This window comes from Streptococcus ilei (assembly GCF_000479335.1).
Taxonomy (GTDB): Bacteria; Bacillota; Bacilli; order Lactobacillales; family Streptococcaceae; genus Streptococcus; species Streptococcus ilei.
Genome location: NC_022584.1, coordinates 773,735 through 790,767, shown reverse-complemented (window position 1 = coordinate 790,767; position 17,033 = coordinate 773,735). Strand labels below are relative to the sequence as shown.

General features: G+C 45.4%; 14 protein-coding genes. 13 read left to right on the top strand and 1 reads right to left on the bottom strand.

What is annotated here, in order from left to right:
- The first annotated feature begins 176 nt into the window (after positions 1 to 176).
- Complete coding sequence (locus N596_RS03870; RefSeq protein ID WP_023027031.1) at positions 177 to 1,028, top strand: VOC family protein; 852 nt, start codon at positions 177 to 179, stop codon at positions 1,026 to 1,028.
- Positions 1,029 to 1,176: 148 nt separating this feature from the next.
- Positions 1,177 to 1,716, top strand: coding sequence for an NADPH-dependent FMN reductase (locus tag N596_RS03865; RefSeq protein ID WP_023023759.1), 540 nt, complete (start codon positions 1,177 to 1,179; stop codon positions 1,714 to 1,716).
- Positions 1,717 to 2,000: 284 nt separating this feature from the next.
- On the opposite strand, the gene N596_RS03860 is transcribed toward N596_RS03865, so the two are convergent.
- Positions 2,001 to 2,696, bottom strand: a complete 696-nt coding sequence (locus tag N596_RS03860) for a VIT1/CCC1 transporter family protein (protein WP_023027030.1) — start codon at positions 2,694 to 2,696, stop codon at positions 2,001 to 2,003.
- A 229-nt stretch (positions 2,697 to 2,925) separates the two neighbouring features.
- Between N596_RS03860 and N596_RS03855 the strand changes: the two genes are divergently transcribed.
- The 11 genes from N596_RS03855 to N596_RS03805 all read left to right on the top strand — a co-directional run bounded on the left by N596_RS03855 (position 2,926) and on the right by N596_RS03805 (position 16,988).
- Entirely contained in the window at positions 2,926 to 3,534 is a 609-nt protein-coding gene (locus N596_RS03855; protein ID WP_023027029.1) for a hypothetical protein, read from the top strand.
- Between the two features lie 325 nt (positions 3,535 to 3,859).
- Entirely contained in the window at positions 3,860 to 4,897 is a 1,038-nt protein-coding gene (locus N596_RS03850) for a M42 family metallopeptidase (protein WP_023027028.1), read from the top strand.
- Positions 4,898 to 5,387: 490 nt separating this feature from the next.
- Entirely contained in the window at positions 5,388 to 6,743 is a 1,356-nt protein-coding gene (gene trpE, locus N596_RS03845; RefSeq protein ID WP_023027027.1) for an anthranilate synthase component I, read from the top strand.
- A complete protein-coding gene (locus N596_RS03840; protein ID WP_023027026.1) occupies positions 6,740 to 7,306 on the top strand; it encodes an aminodeoxychorismate/anthranilate synthase component II in 567 nt (188 codons plus the stop codon). Before trpE ends, N596_RS03840 begins: the two co-directional genes overlap by 4 nt.
- 63 nt (positions 7,307 to 7,369) lie before the next feature.
- Entirely contained in the window at positions 7,370 to 8,374 is a 1,005-nt protein-coding gene (gene trpD, locus N596_RS03835; protein WP_023027025.1) for an anthranilate phosphoribosyltransferase, read from the top strand.
- Positions 8,371 to 9,138, top strand: a complete 768-nt coding sequence (gene trpC, locus N596_RS03830) for an indole-3-glycerol phosphate synthase TrpC (RefSeq protein WP_023027024.1) — start codon at positions 8,371 to 8,373, stop codon at positions 9,136 to 9,138. Before trpD ends, trpC begins: the two co-directional genes overlap by 4 nt.
- Positions 9,125 to 9,706 (top strand): phosphoribosylanthranilate isomerase, encoded by a 582-nt coding sequence (locus N596_RS03825; RefSeq protein WP_023027023.1) that lies wholly within the window; start codon positions 9,125 to 9,127, stop codon positions 9,704 to 9,706. The genes trpC and N596_RS03825 overlap by 14 nt, the downstream gene beginning before the upstream one ends.
- Positions 9,703 to 10,905 carry a tryptophan synthase subunit beta gene (gene trpB, locus N596_RS03820; protein WP_023027022.1) on the top strand — a complete coding sequence of 401 codons (1,203 nt, stop codon included), beginning with the start codon at positions 9,703 to 9,705 and terminating at the stop codon, positions 10,903 to 10,905. Before N596_RS03825 ends, trpB begins: the two co-directional genes overlap by 4 nt.
- Positions 10,906 to 10,907: 2 nt before the next feature.
- The gene (gene trpA / locus N596_RS03815; RefSeq protein ID WP_023027021.1) at positions 10,908 to 11,693 is read left to right on the top strand and encodes a tryptophan synthase subunit alpha; all 786 of its coding nucleotides are present in this window, start codon (positions 10,908 to 10,910) and stop codon (positions 11,691 to 11,693) included.
- 109 nt (positions 11,694 to 11,802) lie between these two features.
- Positions 11,803 to 13,803, top strand: a complete 2,001-nt coding sequence (locus N596_RS03810; RefSeq protein ID WP_023027020.1) for a peptide ABC transporter substrate-binding protein — start codon at positions 11,803 to 11,805, stop codon at positions 13,801 to 13,803.
- A gap of 113 nt (positions 13,804 to 13,916) precedes the next feature.
- Positions 13,917 to 16,988: a CocE/NonD family hydrolase gene (locus N596_RS03805; protein WP_023027019.1), complete on the top strand. Its 3,072-nt coding sequence runs from the start codon at positions 13,917 to 13,919 to the stop codon at positions 16,986 to 16,988.
- Positions 16,989 to 17,033 lie beyond the last annotated feature (45 nt).

The window sequence follows — 17,033 nt, the reverse complement described above, 5'->3', positions numbered from 1 at the left end:
TTTTGTGTCTTGATGTGACTGTAAACTGTTTAGTTAAGGATTATCATAACTCACCCTCCTTAGTTTTCTAAGGAGGGTTTTTTGTCGAGTTGTTTTTCTTGCTTCTTTTATGAAAGAGTGTATAATGATGTAATACAAAATATTACAACCAAAATAGAACCGAAAAGGAGAAACCTATGACCTACGCCTACAATAGTAAGATTTATTTGGCAGAAGTAGTGCTGAATGTGAAGGATCTGGCTCGCCAAACCGCTTTTTACACGCAGATTCTAGGTTTGGAGATCCAATCTCAGACGGAGGAGGAAGTCCTTCTTGGGGCTGGAGGCAAGCCCTTGGTGCGTCTCATCCAAACGGATCGGACTGAGGCTCTTAAGGCCAGTTATGGTCTCTATCACATGGCCATTCTCCTACCTAGTCGGGAGGACTTGGCGGATGTCTTCAAGCATATGGCTGAGCTGAACGTTCCCTTTGTCGGGGCTGCGAATCATGGCTACAGTGAAGCCCTCTATCTCGAAGATCCAGAGGGCAATGGCATCGAGCTCTATCGGGATAAGCCAGTGGCGGAGTGGGATATCCGTGAGGATGGTCGCATCATCGGGGTGACAGAAGAACTCTCTGCTCAAGAGATCTATGAAATGGGGCGCAAGGTGGAACCCTTCCAGATAGCGTCCGATACCCGCATGGGACATGTCCACCTCTCTGTTAGAGATAGCCGAGCAGCGTCCACCTTTTATCAAAAAGTGCTGGAATTAGCTGATAAGTTTACGGTTCCATCTGCCAGCTGGATTGCCTCTGGAGACTACCACCATCACCTAGCAGTCAATGAGTGGGCTGGCAAGCACTTGGCCAAACGGGAAGCCCACCTTCCTGGTCTTGCCTATTACGTCGTTCAAGTAGAAAAGAAAGAAGACCTGGTTGCCATCGCAGAGCGAGCAAAAGAGCAGGAGGCAGCTGTCAACTGGTTGACCTCAAGTGAGCTCGAGTTTACAGACCCGGATGGGATTGTCACCCGTGTCAGAAAGGGTTAGAAAACTTGATAAATCTGTCTTTTTGAGAGAAAAAATAAAAAAATAGTAATAACTAGTAATATTCAAGATGTAATTCTTGACTTTACATCTGGGTCGTGTAGAATAGTACTTGTAACAAATGATATTACAACAGAAAGAAGAAACATCTATGAAAAACATTTTATTTATCGTCGGATCTCTTCGTCAAGGATCATTCAACCAACAAATGGCTGAGAAAGCAGAAAGCCTTCTTGAAGGAAAAGCAACAGTGACGTACTTGGACTACAAGGACATCCCTATGATGAACCAAGATTTGGAAACTCCAACCTTGCCAGCAGTGCAAGCGGCGCGTGATGCAGTCCTTGCTGCGGACGCCATCTGGATCTTCTCACCAGTCTATAACTTTGCCATTCCAGGTGTGGTGAAAAACTTGATCGACTGGCTCAGCCGTGCCCTTGACCTATCAGAAACTCGTGGTCCATCTGCCCTCCAAGACAAGATCGTAACAGTTTCTTCAGTCGCTAATGCAGGACACGAGCCAATGTTTGCGGCATACCAAGCGCTCTTGCCATTCGTTCGAACTCAAGTAGTGGGAGACTTCACTGGAACAACCGTTAACCCAGAAGCCTGGGCAACAGGTGAATTGGTCTTGACAGACGAAGCAATTGCAGGATTGGAAAAACAAGCCCAAGCCTTGTTGGAAGCATAATAAAAGCTGAAACTGAGGTTCCAGCTTAGATTTCAGAATAAAAAATTTCTAGATGATTCTTCCACATAATGACTTCTGTTTTTTTCATTTAGGAAGATCTAAAAACTTTCCGCTGTGAGAAAGTGCCTGAAACGCATTTGTTTCAGGCACTCGGGAGTTTTGGAACCTTGGGTCCAAAACTAAGTCATGGAACTTCTTCGAAGTTCGCTAACCTCCGTACTCACCTAAGGAAAGTTTTTTTGAAGATTTTATCTTCAATAGCTGAGACAGAAGTCTCAGCTTTTTTAAATACTAAACAATTGTCCAAAGAGGTAGGTAACACCCATAGTAAGTAGGCCGATGACCAAGTTACGGATCATGGCTTGCTTGGTTGGGGCTTTTCCTAGCTTGGCGCTGGTGTAGCCAGTAAAGAGAAGGGAAAGGGCTACGATGATCACCGTTGCGGGAATTCGGATTTCTTTTGGAAAGAGAAGAATGGACAGCATGGGAGGAAGAGATCCGAGGACAAAGGCAAGGAAGCTAGAAACGGCCGCATGCCATGGATTGGTAAACTCTTCAAACTCTAGGCCATACTTTTCTTCCACCAAGGCCTTGAGAGGGTGTTTGAGAAAGGCCCGCTCGGTCATGATTTGAGCAGCTGTTTCGCATTCCCCATTTTGAATATAGGCTGCGTAGAGGGAGTCGCGTGCAGCTTTTGGATCGCGGTCCAAAAGGGCTTGTTCTCGACTCACAGCGGCTTCTTCTGTATCCTTTTGAGTCGATACAGACACGTATTCACCACCTGCCATAGAGAAGGCACCAGCTAGAATTGCAGAAAGGCCAGATAGGAAGATGATCCAGAGGTTACTGGTCGCACTGGCAACCCCAATGACAACTCCAGCGATTGAGATAATGCCATCATTGGCACCGAGCACCCCAGCCCGTAAGATATTTAAGCGGTCGTTAAAAGAGGCATCAACCCCATGTTTTGTTTCAGTCATACTTATCTCCTAAATCCTTATTTAGAATGATTATAATTTAAAACATCTAAGTTTACAAGTCTTTTGTCCCAAATGATAAAAGTCCGACAATTTAAGAAAAATCTAATGACCATTTAGACCTGAATTCATCCTAAGGTAAGAGAGGGAAATATAGATATTATAGTGTTTTGACATTCGAAATAATTTTAGATATAATTTACAAAAGCAAAATTATTTATAGGAGAGAACCATGAAAAAATTAGTCGCAAGTGGAATCACTTTGCTTTCAGTCTTGACCTTGGTCGCATGTTCGGGAAATCAAACTGCAAAACCAGAGGCTTCTTCAGAGAAATCTTCTAGCAAGGTGGAAAAGAAATCTTCTTCCTCTAAGAAAACTTCCTCATCTAAGAAGAAATCATCTTCATCAAAGAAATTTGAATTGACAGATGATACAAGCAGCTCTTCTAGTCAGTCTACTTCAGGCTCTGGCGCTCAAGCAACAGCTCCAGAAGTTGTTTTGGTAACAGATCAGGAAATTGAAAATGCGAAAACAATCGGGGATATCAAGGGACTTTATGCAAAACTAGCTGAAAATTATAAGAAGCATGCCAATGAATTGGGAGAAAAGTTGCCAAAATCTGAACAAGAATCTTACTTCAAGACCTTGGAACCTGGTATCAAAAAGATGGATGAAGAGTTGGCTTCTGTGAATGAAACACTGACTCAATTTGGAGATGATACAACGCTTTTCCCAGAAGAGCACCGTGCAGCCTTTATTGAGGCCTTCAAAGCAACCCGTGATACCATGACAAATGCTTTGGTAACTGCTTATAAGTTTGTTGGAGGTTTGAGTAGCTAAGGCCCCTGTCTTCTCTGTGGGGACTCAGTTTCCTCAGCTGTAGATTGGATCTGAAAAGAAATAAAGAAAGAGAGAGTGGGACAGAAATCGGTAATTCGTTAGAGTTCGATTTCGTCGTCCCACCTCCGCACAGTTGAGTAGGGCTGTAAAAGCTGATGAAATCAGCGTAGTAGAGCCCACTCAACCACTGCGTCTTGCTCGACTATCCAAAGACAATTGAGAGGCTAGGACTTTTATCCCAGCCTTTTTTTGCTTTCTATCTGAGCTAGTCTTTTAGGGGCAGTCGTGCTATAATCGTACTAGCAGATTATTGAAGGAGAAATTCATGAATCAAACAGTTGAATATCTAAAAGAACTCACAGCCCTCGCATCACCGACAGGCTTTACAGAAGAAGTGGCTACCTATCTAGTCAAGACTTTGACAGACATGGGCTACAGCCCTGTTCGGACAGCTAAGGGAGGCGTAACCGTTGTCCTCAAGGGTGAGAATGACGAGCAACACCGCTACATCACAGCCCATGTGGATACCTTGGGAGCGATTGTCCGTGCTGTGAAACCAGATGGTCGTCTCAAGCTGGATCGCATCGGTGGCTTCCCTTGGAACATGATCGAAGGGGAAAACTGTACCGTCCATGTGGCCAATACAGGAAAGACACATTCGGGTACTATTCTTGTCCACCAAACCTCTTGCCACGTCTACAAGGATGCGGGAACTGTGGAGCGGACTCAGGACAATATGGAAGTGCGCTTGGATGAAAAAGTGACCTCTGAAAAAGAAACCCGTGACTTGGGGATTGAAGTCGGAGACTTTATCAGCTTTGATGCTCGGACCATCGTCACAGATACAGGCTTTATCAAGTCTCGTCACTTGGATGACAAGGTCAGCGCTGCCATCTTGCTTAATCTCCTTCGCGTCTACAAGGAAGAAGGCGTGACCCTACCAGTGACGACTCACTTTGCCTTTTCTGTCTTTGAAGAAGTGGGACATGGGGCTAACTCTAGCATCCCAGCTCAAGCGGTTGAATACTTAGCAGTGGACATGGGGGCGATGGGAGATGACCAGCAGACAGACGAGTACACAGTTTCTATCTGTGTCAAAGATGCTTCTGGTCCATACCACTATGGTTTCCGCCAGCACTTGGTGGCCTTGGCCAAGGAGCAAAACATCCCTTACAAACTGGACATCTATCCTTTCTATGGCTCGGATGCCTCTGCAGCCATGAGCGCAGGTGCAGAAGTCAAGCATGGTCTTCTCGGAGCAGGGATCGAGTCTAGCCACTCCTATGAGCGGACCCATGTAGATTCTGTGGTGGCGACAGAGCGTATGGTCGATGCCTATCTCAAGAGTGACTTGGTGAAATAAGCTTCGTTTTCAAGGTTAAAACATAGGATTGAGTCTGCCTGGTCCAGTTGACTGGGTAGATTTTTTAGGATAAACTGTCAAAAAATTCTTGACAAGCCAAAAAAATGTAGTAAAATATGTAGTAAATCAGAAAGTAACTAGTCTAAGATTTTCAGGGAGCCTGCGGGTATTGTGAGCAGGTAGTCGGGATTAGTGAACATTGGGCTGATTGTTTAGAGTAGGAGAGGATAACACATATTCTTCTCGGTAGGCACCCCTTATCGTGCAACTCCTTGTTAGAGGAGATAGAGATAATGGTCGCTTTCTACCCTTTTGACCATTAACTGAGGTGGTACCGTGTTAAACCCGATTTAATGCCCTCACAGAGTGTTACTCTGTGAGGTTTTTTGTATTCTGTTGAAGTTGGTCAGCTTGCTAACTTCGAAGAGTATTGTATGTGCTTGGATCAGGACTTGCATCGCTTCGTCCCTAGGAAAAGAAAGGAATTCCTATGAAAAAAATTTTACCAGCTGATACCTTAACCCCCATTCTAGCCTACATGCGTGTCCAAGGTGACCATAAGGTCATCCTTGAGTCAATCCCGCGTGAAAAGGAGAATGCCCGCTTTTCTATCGTGGCCTATAATCCAGTATTTGAGGTGACCTATCAGGATGGCATCCTTTATGAGAATGGCAAGGTACTGGAGCAAGATCCTTTTGACTACCTCCACCAGGTAACAGTAAAGGGGCTGACATCTGATCTTCCTTTTGCCGGAGGGGCTATCGGCTTTGCGGGCTATGATATGATCGGAGTCTATGAGGAGATTGGAAGGATTCCTCAGGATACCATCGGGACACCAGACATGCATTTCTTCATCTACGAATCCTATTTGATCTTTGACCACAAGAAGGAAAAAGTATATGTGGTGGAGGACAATATCTACTCTGGTCGGAGCAATGATGCAGTCCGCCAATCACTGGGGAAAGTGGTGACTGATCTACAAACTCAAGCACCAAATGAGTTCACCCCTCAGGCCTTGCAGGCCCTGCACTTCAGCAACCACATCGAAAAAGAAGTCTTTATGGAGATGGTGGCCAAGGCCAAGAAACTGATCCGAGAAGGTGATATGTTCCAGTGTGTCCTCAGTCAACGCTTCTCAGCAGACTTCGAAGGAGATCCCTTGGATTATTACCGAAATTTACGCGTGACCAACCCATCAAACTATCTCTATTTCTACGACTTTGGGGACTACCAAATCATTGGGGCCAGTCCGGAAAGCTTGGTATCGGTGAAAAAAGGAGAGGTGACCACCAATCCGATAGCTGGAACCCGTCCTCGTGGGGCGACGGAGGAAGAGGACCAAGCCTTGGCTCATGAACTCCTTCACGATGTCAAGGAAACAGCTGAGCACCGCATGTTAGTGGACCTGGGGCGCAATGATATCGGGAAAATCGTCCAAAACGGGACGGTCGAAGTGACCAAGTATATGGAAGTGGAGTACTTCCGTTATGTCATGCATCTGACCAGTGTGATCAAGGGGCAACTCCTGCCTCACCTAACAGCCTTAGATGCTTTGAAAGCTACCCTACCAGCGGGAACAGTCTCTGGAGCTCCTAAGATTCGGGCCATGCGTCGGATCTATGAGTTGGAAGAGGAAAAACGTGGGGTCTATGCGGGAGCTATTGGTTACCTCTCTGCGACAGGAGATATGGACTTTGCCATTGCTATCCGGACCATGATCCTCAAAAATCAAAAGGCCTACGTCCAAGCAGGAGCAGGGATTGTCTACGACAGTGTTCCGGAGAATGAATTTTACGAAACGATTAACAAGGCAAAATCAATGACAAGAATAGGAGATGTTCAATGATTTTATTAGTGGATAATTACGATTCCTTCACCTATAATTTGGCCCAATACTTGGGAACTTTTACAGAGGTTGAGGTCTTGCGAAATGATGATGAGCGCTTGTATGAGCAGGCGGAAGTAGCAGATGCCCTCGTCTTCTCTCCAGGTCCAGGCTGGCCAGCAGATGCTGGTCAAATGGAAGCCATGATCAAGGACTTTGCAGGTAAGAAACCTATGTTGGGGATTTGCTTAGGTCACCAAGCCCTGGCGGAGACCTTTGGTGGCAAGTTGCGCCTGGCTAAGAATGTCATGCATGGCAAACAAAGCCAGATTACCTTTGAAACACCTTCACCAATTTTTGAGGATATTGACAATGAAGTACCCATCATGCGTTACCATTCGATCGTCGTTGATCAAATGCCAGAAGAATTTGAGGTCACGGCCATTACTACGGACGACCAAGAAATCATGGCCATTCAACACAAGAGTCTGCCCATCTATGGCCTTCAATACCATCCTGAGAGTATCGGTAGTCCAGATGGCCTAAAAATGATCGAAAATTTTGTGAAGCTAGTCCTAGACTAGACCGGCAGTTCCAAGCAGATAGAATACCTAATAAACGTGTAGAAAAGACAAGAGGAAACCCTTATGAAAGAACTATTCTTACAAATCTCTAATCGCCAAGACTTGACCCAAGAGCAAGTTCAAGAAGTCTTTGATCAAATCTTGCAGAACCAACTATCAGAAAGTCAAATCGCTGCCTTTTTGATGGGACTCAAAACCAAGGGAGAAACAGCGGACGAAATTACAGGGATTGTGCGCGCCTTAAAGGCCCATGTAACGGTTTTACCCGAGACCTTTTCAGATGCCATGTGTAACTGTGGGACTGGTGGCGATCAATCCTATAGCTTTAACATTTCAACGACGGTTTGCTTCGTTCTGGCTGCTGGAGGGATCCGCATGGCCAAGGCTGGCAATCGCTCGGTTTCTTCTAAGTCAGGATCTGCGGATGTCCTAGAAGCGCTTGGCATCAACGTAGCTGCTTCGCCAGAAACCCTCTCTAAAGCTTTGGACGAGGTTGGTTTGGCCTTTATCTTTGCTCAGACCATGCATCCAGCTATGCGCTTCATTGGCCCAGCTCGTCAAGCTATGGGGATTCCAACGATCATGAACCTGGTCGGCCCTCTGGCGAATCCGCTGGACCTAGAAACGCAACTCATGGGTCTCTATCGTGCCGAATTGCAAGAAATTGTCGCCCGTGCTATCCAACAGTTGGGACGCAAACGTGCAGTGGTCATCACAGGTCCTGACAATATGGACGAAGCGGCTCTCTATGGGACCAATACCTACACCCTGCTAGAAGATGGGAACATCAGCCAGCATACCTTTACCTATGAAGATATGGGGATGGAAAAGGTGGAGCTATCCGAAATTACAGGTGGTGATGCCAAGGAAAATGCTGCGATTCTCCTCAGTGTCTTGAAGAATGAAGCCAGCCCTTATCTGGAAACGACGGTTCTCAACGCTGGTCTGGGCTTCTTTACTAATGGGAAAGTCGCAACGATCAAAGAAGGTGTAGAGTTGGCGCGCCAATTGATAGCGGATGGTTCTGCCCTTGCTAAATTGCAACACTTACAAGAGGTTCAAGTATGAGTAAAGCCTTTCTACCTACAATCTTAGAACAAAAAGAAAAAGAGGTGGCTCAAATGGTCATGGAAGATCTACAACCTCTTCGTCAGACCTACCGTCTCTATGATTTTCTCAAGAGTGATCAAGAGCACTTACAGATCATCGCCGAGGTGAAGAAAGCCAGTCCTAGTATGGGGGATATCAATCTGGAAGTGGATATTGTCGCCCAAGCTAAGACCTATGAAGAAAATGGGGCAGCCATGATCTCGGTCTTGACTGACCAAGTCTTCTTTAAGGGAAATCTAGACTACCTTCGTGAGATTTCTTGCCAGGTGACGATTCCAACCTTGGCCAAAGATTTTATCATTGATGAGAAACAAATTGTCCGCTCTCGCAATGCGGGAGCTACAGTCATTCTCTTGATAGTCGCAGCCCTACCAGAAGCCCGGCTCAAAGAACTCTATGACTTTGCAACGGAGCTTGGTCTGGAGGTTCTTGTAGAAACCCATAACTTACCTGAGCTCGAAATAGCCCATCGGATTGGGGCTGACATCATCGGGGTCAACAACCGGAACCTCGTCACCTTTGAAACGGATCTGAATACCAGTCTTGAATTGTCTACGCATTTCAAAGACCGGCCCGTTTATATATCTGAGTCCGCTATTTTTAATGGAGCAGATGCAGTCCTAGTCGCTCCCTACTTCAATGGAATTTTAGTAGGGACTGCTCTCATGACAGCAGGGGATGTAGCAGAAAAGGTCAAGGAGTTACAAATTGACAAAGGTTAAAATATGTGGCCTGTCTACAGTGGAAGCAGTGGAGACAGCTGTCCTAGCAGGCGCAGACTATATCGGTTTTGTGTTCGCTGCGAGCAAACGACAAGTCAGTCTGGAGCAAGCCCAGGAATTGGCAAAACGGGTGACTGGCAAGACCAAAATTGTCGGAGTCTTTGTCTCACCGAGTCTAGAGGACTTGGAGCAAGCGATTAGTCGGGTTCCCTTAGACATGGTTCAGATTCATGGGGCTTTTGATGAAGCGCTGATGCCAATGATTTCAGTTCCCGTCATTCGAGCGATCCAGCTCAGTGATCAGGAAGCCCAAGTAAGCAGCCAGGCAGATTATCTGCTCTTTGATGCACCAGTAGCTGGGAGTGGTCAAACCTTTGATTGGGGCTTGCTGAAAGATCAGAAGATCCAGCAGGACTTCTTTATAGCAGGGGGCTTGACAGAGGACAATGTCCGCCAAGCTAGAGAGACCTTTCAGCCATATGCAGTAGATGTATCCTCGGGGGTCGAAACGGACGGTCGCAAAGATATAGAAAAGATAAAAGCATTTATAGAAGGAGCGAAAGCATGAACTATCAACTACCGGATGAAAAAGGATTTTATGGAAAATTTGGAGGACAGTTTGTTCCAGAAACCCTGATGACAGCCGTGATTGAACTCGATAAGGCTTATAGAGAAGCCAAAGCAGATCCAAGCTTTCAAGCAGAATTGGATGACTTGCTCAAGAATTATGTGGGACGGGAGACTCCACTTTACCATGCCAAAAGTCTTTCCAAGCACATCGGTGGAGCACAAATCTATCTGAAAAGGGAAGACCTCAACCACACAGGGGCTCACAAGATTAACAATGCCCTTGGTCAGGTCTTGCTGGCTAAACGGATGGGCAAGAAGAAAATCATCGCAGAGACAGGGGCTGGTCAACACGGGGTAGCGACTGCGACGGCTGCGGCTCTCTTCGAGATGGAGTGTACCATCTACATGGGGGAGGAAGATGTCAAACGCCAAGCCCTCAATGTCTTTCGGATGGAGCTCTTGGGAGCAAAAGTTCATAGTGTAACAGACGGATCGCGCGTGCTGAAAGATGCGGTCAATGCGGCCCTTCGTGCATGGGTAGCTGGGATTGATGATACCCATTACATCATGGGATCTGCCCTCGGACCAGCTCCCTTCCCAGAGATTGTTCGAGATTTTCAATCTGTTATTGGTAAGGAAGCGAAACGTCAGTTTGCAGAGGTCTCAGGTGGAAAGCTTCCTGACGCGGTCCTAGCTTGTATCGGTGGAGGTTCCAATGCCATTGGCATGTTCTATCCCTTCGTAGAAGATGAATCTGTAGCGATGTACGGAGCAGAAGCATCCGGTCTTGGTTTAGATACGGACAAACACGCAGCTACCTTTGCCAAAGGTCGTCCAGGAATCCTTCATGGAGCCTTGATGGAAGTGCTCCAGGATGCCCATGGACAGATCATGGAAGCTTTCTCCATCTCTGCTGGTTTGGATTATCCTGGTGTGGGTCCAGAGCATTGCTATTTCAATGAAATTGGCCGGGCAACCTATGATGCGATCACGGATGAAGAAGCTCTAGAAGGATTTCAGTTGCTTTCACGTTTGGAAGGGATTATCCCAGCCTTGGAGTCCAGTCATGCTATCGCTCTAGCGCAAAAAGTCGCAGCAGAAATGACTCCAGACCAAACGCTGATCATCTGCCTATCTGGTCGTGGAGACAAGGATGTCATGCAGGTCAAAGAACGGTTTGAAGCAGAAGGGAAGTAGAAATGACAAAAACACTAACAGAGCATTTACAAGCCATCAAAGACGGTAAGACTGGGATTTTCGTCCCTTACATTATGGCGGGGGATCACGAGCAAGGACTGGATGGCCTATTTGATACCATCCAGCTCTTGGAAGAAAGTGGAGCATCGGCTATTGAAGTGGGTATTCCTTGGTCTGATCCTGTAGCAGATGGGCCGGTCATCGAAATGGCTGGGCAACGCAGTTTAGCCAAGGGCGTGACCTTAACAGCTATTGTAAAAAAACTCCAAGAGCAAGAGACCAAGATTCCTCTCGTCATCATGACCTATATCAATCCGGTCTACCAATATGGGATAGAAGCCTTTATAAAAGAGTTAGCCTCTACTTCAGTCAAAGGTTTGATCATTCCGGATCTGCCAAACGAACATGCGGATATGATAGCCCCTTACTTGAAAGAGAGTGACGTTGCCCTCGTTCCCTTGGTCAGCTTGACCACTGGTATCGAACGCCAGAAGACTTTGATCCAAGAAGCAGAAGGCTTTATCTATGCGGTAGCCATTAATGGGGTAACTGGGAAAATGGGCAACTACCGGGATGACTTGGATCAGCACTTGGCGACCTTGAGAGACTTGGCCACTATTCCAGTACTGACAGGTTTTGGAGTCTCCACTAAGGAAGATATCGACCGCTTTAATCAGGTATCTGATGGTGTCATCGTCGGATCGAAAATTGTTCGGGACCTTCATGAGGGCAAAACCAGCGATGTCAAGGACTTTGTAGACTATGGTTCCCACTTTAATAAATGCTAAGGATAAGAAAAATTACAAAATTTAATAAATTTTCAGAAAATTACTTCTCTTCTGAAAATCTTTGTGGTATAATCTTAGGACAACCTTAAAAATTTATTAGGAGTAAACAATGAAAAAAAGAAATGTCATTGCTCTTGCAGGAGTAGCTCTTCTTTCAGCAGGTATTCTTGCAGCATGTTCTGGTGGTTCTAAATCATCTAGCTCTAGCTCAAAATCAAGTGAAGCAGGTCAAAAATTCTCATACGTCTATGAGACAGAACCTGAAAACTTGAACTACATCACATCTGGTAAAGCTGCAACCCACGAAATCACAGGAAACTTGATTGATGGATTGTTTGAAAACGACAAGTATGGAAATTTGATTCCTTCACTTGCTAAAGATTGGACAGTTTCAGAAGATGGCTTGACTTATACTTACAAACTTCGTGATGATGCTAAATGGTATGATTCAGAAGGGGAAGAGTATGCGGACGTGACAGCTGATGACTTCGTTGCAGGTATCAAATATGCCGCTGACCACAAGTCTGAAATGCTCTACATCATTCAAAATTCCATCAAGGGCTTGAATGATTATGTTGAAGGAAAGACCTCTGATTTCTCAAATGTTGGCATTAAAGCAGTCGATGATCATACCCTTCAAATCACTTTGAACCAGGCAGAGCCTTTCTGGAATTCTAAGTTGACTCTTGGGATCACCTTCCCTATCAATGAGAAATTCGTAGAATCTAAAGGGGATAAATTTGCCCAAGCAAGTGACACTAGCTCTCTTCTTTACAATGGTCCTTACATCTTGAAGAGCTTCACTTCTAAATCATCTATCGAGATGAGCAAGAATGAAAACTACTGGGATAAAGACAATGTTCACATCACAGATGTTAAGCTAGAATACTATGATGGTCAAGACCAAAGTAAATTGGCCAACTCATTTGAGGACAACGCTCTTAGCCTTGCTAAATTGTTCCCAACTGGACCTGGATTTACTGACCAAGCTAAGAAGTTTAAAGATGAAATCATCTACACTCCTCAAGATGCCAGCACCTTCGTTATCGGTGTCAACATCGATCGTCAGTCATACAAGTACACATCAAAAACAACAGATGAAGAAAAATCATCTACTAAGAAAGCTCTCTTGAACAAGGACTTCCGTCAATCAATCAGCTTTGCCTTTGACCGTGAAGCCTATGCTGCCCAAGCAAATGGTAAAGATGGAGCAAGCAAACTGATCCGTAACTTGTACATCCCACCTACATTCGTTCAAGCAGATGGCAAGTCCTTCGGTGAGATGGTTAAATCTGAGTTGGTGACTTATGGAGACGAGTGGAAAGATGCAAATCTTGACGATGGTCAAAATGGTCTTTACAACGCAAAACAAGCCAAAGAAGAGTTTGCGAAAGCTAAATCTGCACTTGAAGCAGATGGTGTGAAATTCCCAATCCACTTGGATATGCCAGTAGACCAAACGACTCAATCTAAGGTTCAACGTGCTCAATCCTTCAAACAATCGGTTGAAAGTACGCTTGGAAAAGAAAACGTCGTTGTCGACATCCATATGGTATCCAAAGAAGACCTCTTGAACGTAACGCTCTTTGCTGCAAAAGCAGAAGACGAAGACTGGGATATCTCAGATAACGTTGGATGGAGCCCTGACTATCAAGACCCATCAACTTACCTTGATATCTTGAAAGCATCTTCTGGTGAAAACACTCGTACCTTCCTTGGATTTGACCCAAGCGAAAACAATGAGGCAGCTAAGAAAGTTGGTTTGTACGACTTTGAGAAGATGGTAACAGAAGCAGGAGCTGAAACACAAGACCTTAACAAACGTTATGAGAAATATGCTGCAGCTCAAGCTTGGTTGACAGATAGTGCTTTGGTCATCCCAACAACATCTAAGACTGGTCGTCCATTCTTGACTCGTGTTGTACCATTTTCAGCACCATTTGGCTGGACCGGTGGTAAAGGGAAAGACAACGTTGTCTATAAAGGTATGGAACTTCAAGACAAGGCTGTAACAACCGAAGACTACAACAAAGCTCTTGAAAAATGGAAGAAAGAGCAAGCAGAGTCTAACCAAAAAGCTCAAGAAGAATTAAAAAACCATGTGAAATAAGCATGAATTAATCGAGGCAGTTCGCCTCGATTTTTTTGTTAAAAAGAATTTGATATAAAAGCGCTTACATAGTATAATAGCTGTATTGATTACAAAATAGCGAGGTCTCTTTTATGAAAAAGAAAACAATGGTGTCGATGGTGGCTTCTAGCCTCCTGCTAGCTCCCTTTATCTTAAATCAAGTGGTGGCAGCAGATGAGAATCTACCAGAGCTTTCTCCAACGAAAGAAGTCGTGACTCAGGTGGCTCCTGAGCCTGTAACTTCTGAAGGAGCAGCTTCCCAATCTCAAGCGGATCAGACTGCATCAGTCCCAAGTGTGGATCAAAAAAATGAAGTAGCGACTTCTGAACCAGTGATAGGGAATCCAAAGGATCCAGCAGAGATGGAGAAGGTCGACAAGCAAGTTGGTCAAGACAAGCCTCTTACGATTGTTGAAAAAACAAGCATCCCACAGGCACCTCAGGGAACAGGTGACAAAGCTAGCCCTGCAGCTTCGACAGGAGCAACTTCTCCAGCAACAGGACAAGCCTTAACTTCTTATACAGGTAGCTTGGCAAATAGTGAACTCAAGGACAAGGAATTAACCGTTCAAGATGCCGTTGATGAATTGCTTCAGTGGGCTGCGAAGGATCCCAAGCAGGCTGGTCAATCGACCGCAGATCGGGAACGATTTGCTAAAAGTCTGGGAATGATTAGTAGCCATGAGGACTTGAGTCGTAAGGTCAGTCAGGAAGAGCTGACCAATATGTACAGTATTGCTAAAAAGCTCTATGATGCCTATCGCTCTGAAAAGAAAGCTCCTCTCTTTTTGAATGGGCGGGCTCAACCCATCTTCCCTTATACTACAGGGGAAAAAGCAGATGAAGACTATCACTATGAGGATAGCGAAATTGTTCGCTTCCCGGTCTATGTAGAGACCGATTATGATACAGATGGGGATGGCAAGCCTGACTTAGTCAAGGCCATTGTGCAGTTACCTAAGGCTGTGGCCAGGGGAGACTTTAAGGCGGCGACCATTCTCGAAGCGCGTCCATATGTAGCAGGAACCTTGGATGAGAACTCTGTGACCCTTGAAAGCTTGGGCTTGCCGACAGATGGTTCTTATGATATGAAGAAATTGCGGGAGCAACCAGCTAAACGCCAGGCAGTCGGAAGCTCTTCGACAGTCGAAGCAGCCAAGAAAGCCAAGGCTTCGGATTGGTATTACTACAGTCCCTACGAGTATATCTATGACTACGAAAACTTGAACTGGTATGACTATTTCTTGGTCAGAGGCTATGCCTTTATCTCCAGTGCTGGTCTAGGAACCAAGGGATCAGAAGGGTTCAATACGACAGGGTCTGATCTGGAAATCAATGCCTTCAAGAATATTATCGAGTGGGTCAATGGCAAGCGCAAGGCCTACACAGATAAGAATAGCAATGTCGAAATCAAGGCAGATTGGGCTACAGGAAATGTCGCTATGACGGGCCTATCCTGGGCTGGAACCACGACCTTTGGTGTCGCAGCGACAGGAGTCGAAGGTTTGAAGACCATCGTACCAGCTGCTGGGATTGCTTCTTGGTATGACTATTTTAACAGTCAAGGAACAGCCTATGGGAACCCACCATACAGTGACCTTTCTTGGTTATCCCTCTACGTAGGGACTCGAATCCTGGATGAAGCTGATTGGGCCGGTATTTGGCAAAATTATGCCAACTACATCAACCAGCTCAATAAGGATCAAAATGCACATGAACGCAATTATAGCGATGTCTGGAAGGAACGGGATTATACCCTCAATCCTGAAAAATTAAAGACCAGTGCCCTCCTGGTTCATGGTTTAAATGATGACAATGTCAAAACCAAGCATTTTGAACTCATGTACGATGCCCTTAAGAAAGCAGGGCAGGATGTCAAACTCTATCTCCACCAAGGAGACCACGTCTATCCAGCAGCTATGTCCCGTGGTTATGGTATTCAGGCTAATGGACAAGATTTCTATGACCTGCTCAATACCTGGTTGACCCATTACCTATATGGAGTGGAGAATCAGGTCGAAAATCTACCAGCTGTCTTGGCGCAAAATAACTATGACCCAAGCAAGTGGACCACGTATGATAATTGGAAGACCACGCAGCTCCTCTTCCTCAATGCGCAGTCGAAACGCTTGGAAGAAACGATTTCGAGCGATTATGCTGGAGCTGGTGTCGAAGTTGCCAAGCGTGATGAAACCGTGAGCCAAGGTTCTTCAAAAGCCAACATGACCTTCGTATCGGAAGTGACAGAAGACACCACTATCAAAGGACATATCCCTGTACACTTCAAGGCAGCCCTTGCTAAGGGGAAAGGAAAGAACTTCCAAATCAATGCTCTTTTAGTCGACGTATCGGATGAAGAATTTGATGTGGTCGGCAACGGTGGGGTTAAGGCGGATAAAAAAGCAGATGGCTTCTGGATGGGTAGCAATTTAAGCAACCTTTCTGTGGCTGAATTCGAAACCATCAAGACCAAGTATAAGGTCATCGCAAAAGGTTGGATCAACCTGGCCAACCCTGAGTCTGGCTATGATTCAGCTAGCTCAAGAAATAGCATCGAACCAAAAATTGGAGAATTCCACGACTATACGGTCCATCTCCAACCAAACCTTTATACGGTTAAAAAAGGACACAAGCTCGCCCTAGTCTTCAATACTTATGATCCATCAGACTTAACTGTTGAGAATCCTTATGAAGTGACCTTCAAGACAGATTCGATCCGTGCGACTATTCCGATCGTAGAAGGGACTCGTTCGCAGGTAGCCTCTTATCTTCCGAACGCGGCTGATACAGCATATGCTGCCCTTCCTGAGATAAAAGGAGCAAAATTGGTAGAACCGGCAATTCATTCAATCGAAGAATACCATCTGCCAGTCCTTCCAGAGCCTGAAAGATATGGAAAACCAGAAATTCCTGCTAGTCCAAGTCTTCTTCCTCTCGTCAAATCAGTTGAGAAAGAAATTGCAAAACCAGAGGCTCTATCTGTTGCTTATGGACAAAGATTTGTCTCTGAAACGGTTAAAGAAGCAACTCCAGCACAAGAAAAAGCAGGTCAGCTTCCTCAAACAGGTAGCGCAGAGGAATGGATGGGATTCTATGGTTTAGGTACCCTCTTCTTGTCTAGTCTTCTTTTCTGGAAGAAAAAGAAAGAGGAGTCCCAAGGCTGAGGTACGTAGCAAATATTTCTAAAAACTTGAATTTTGGTGTAGAAT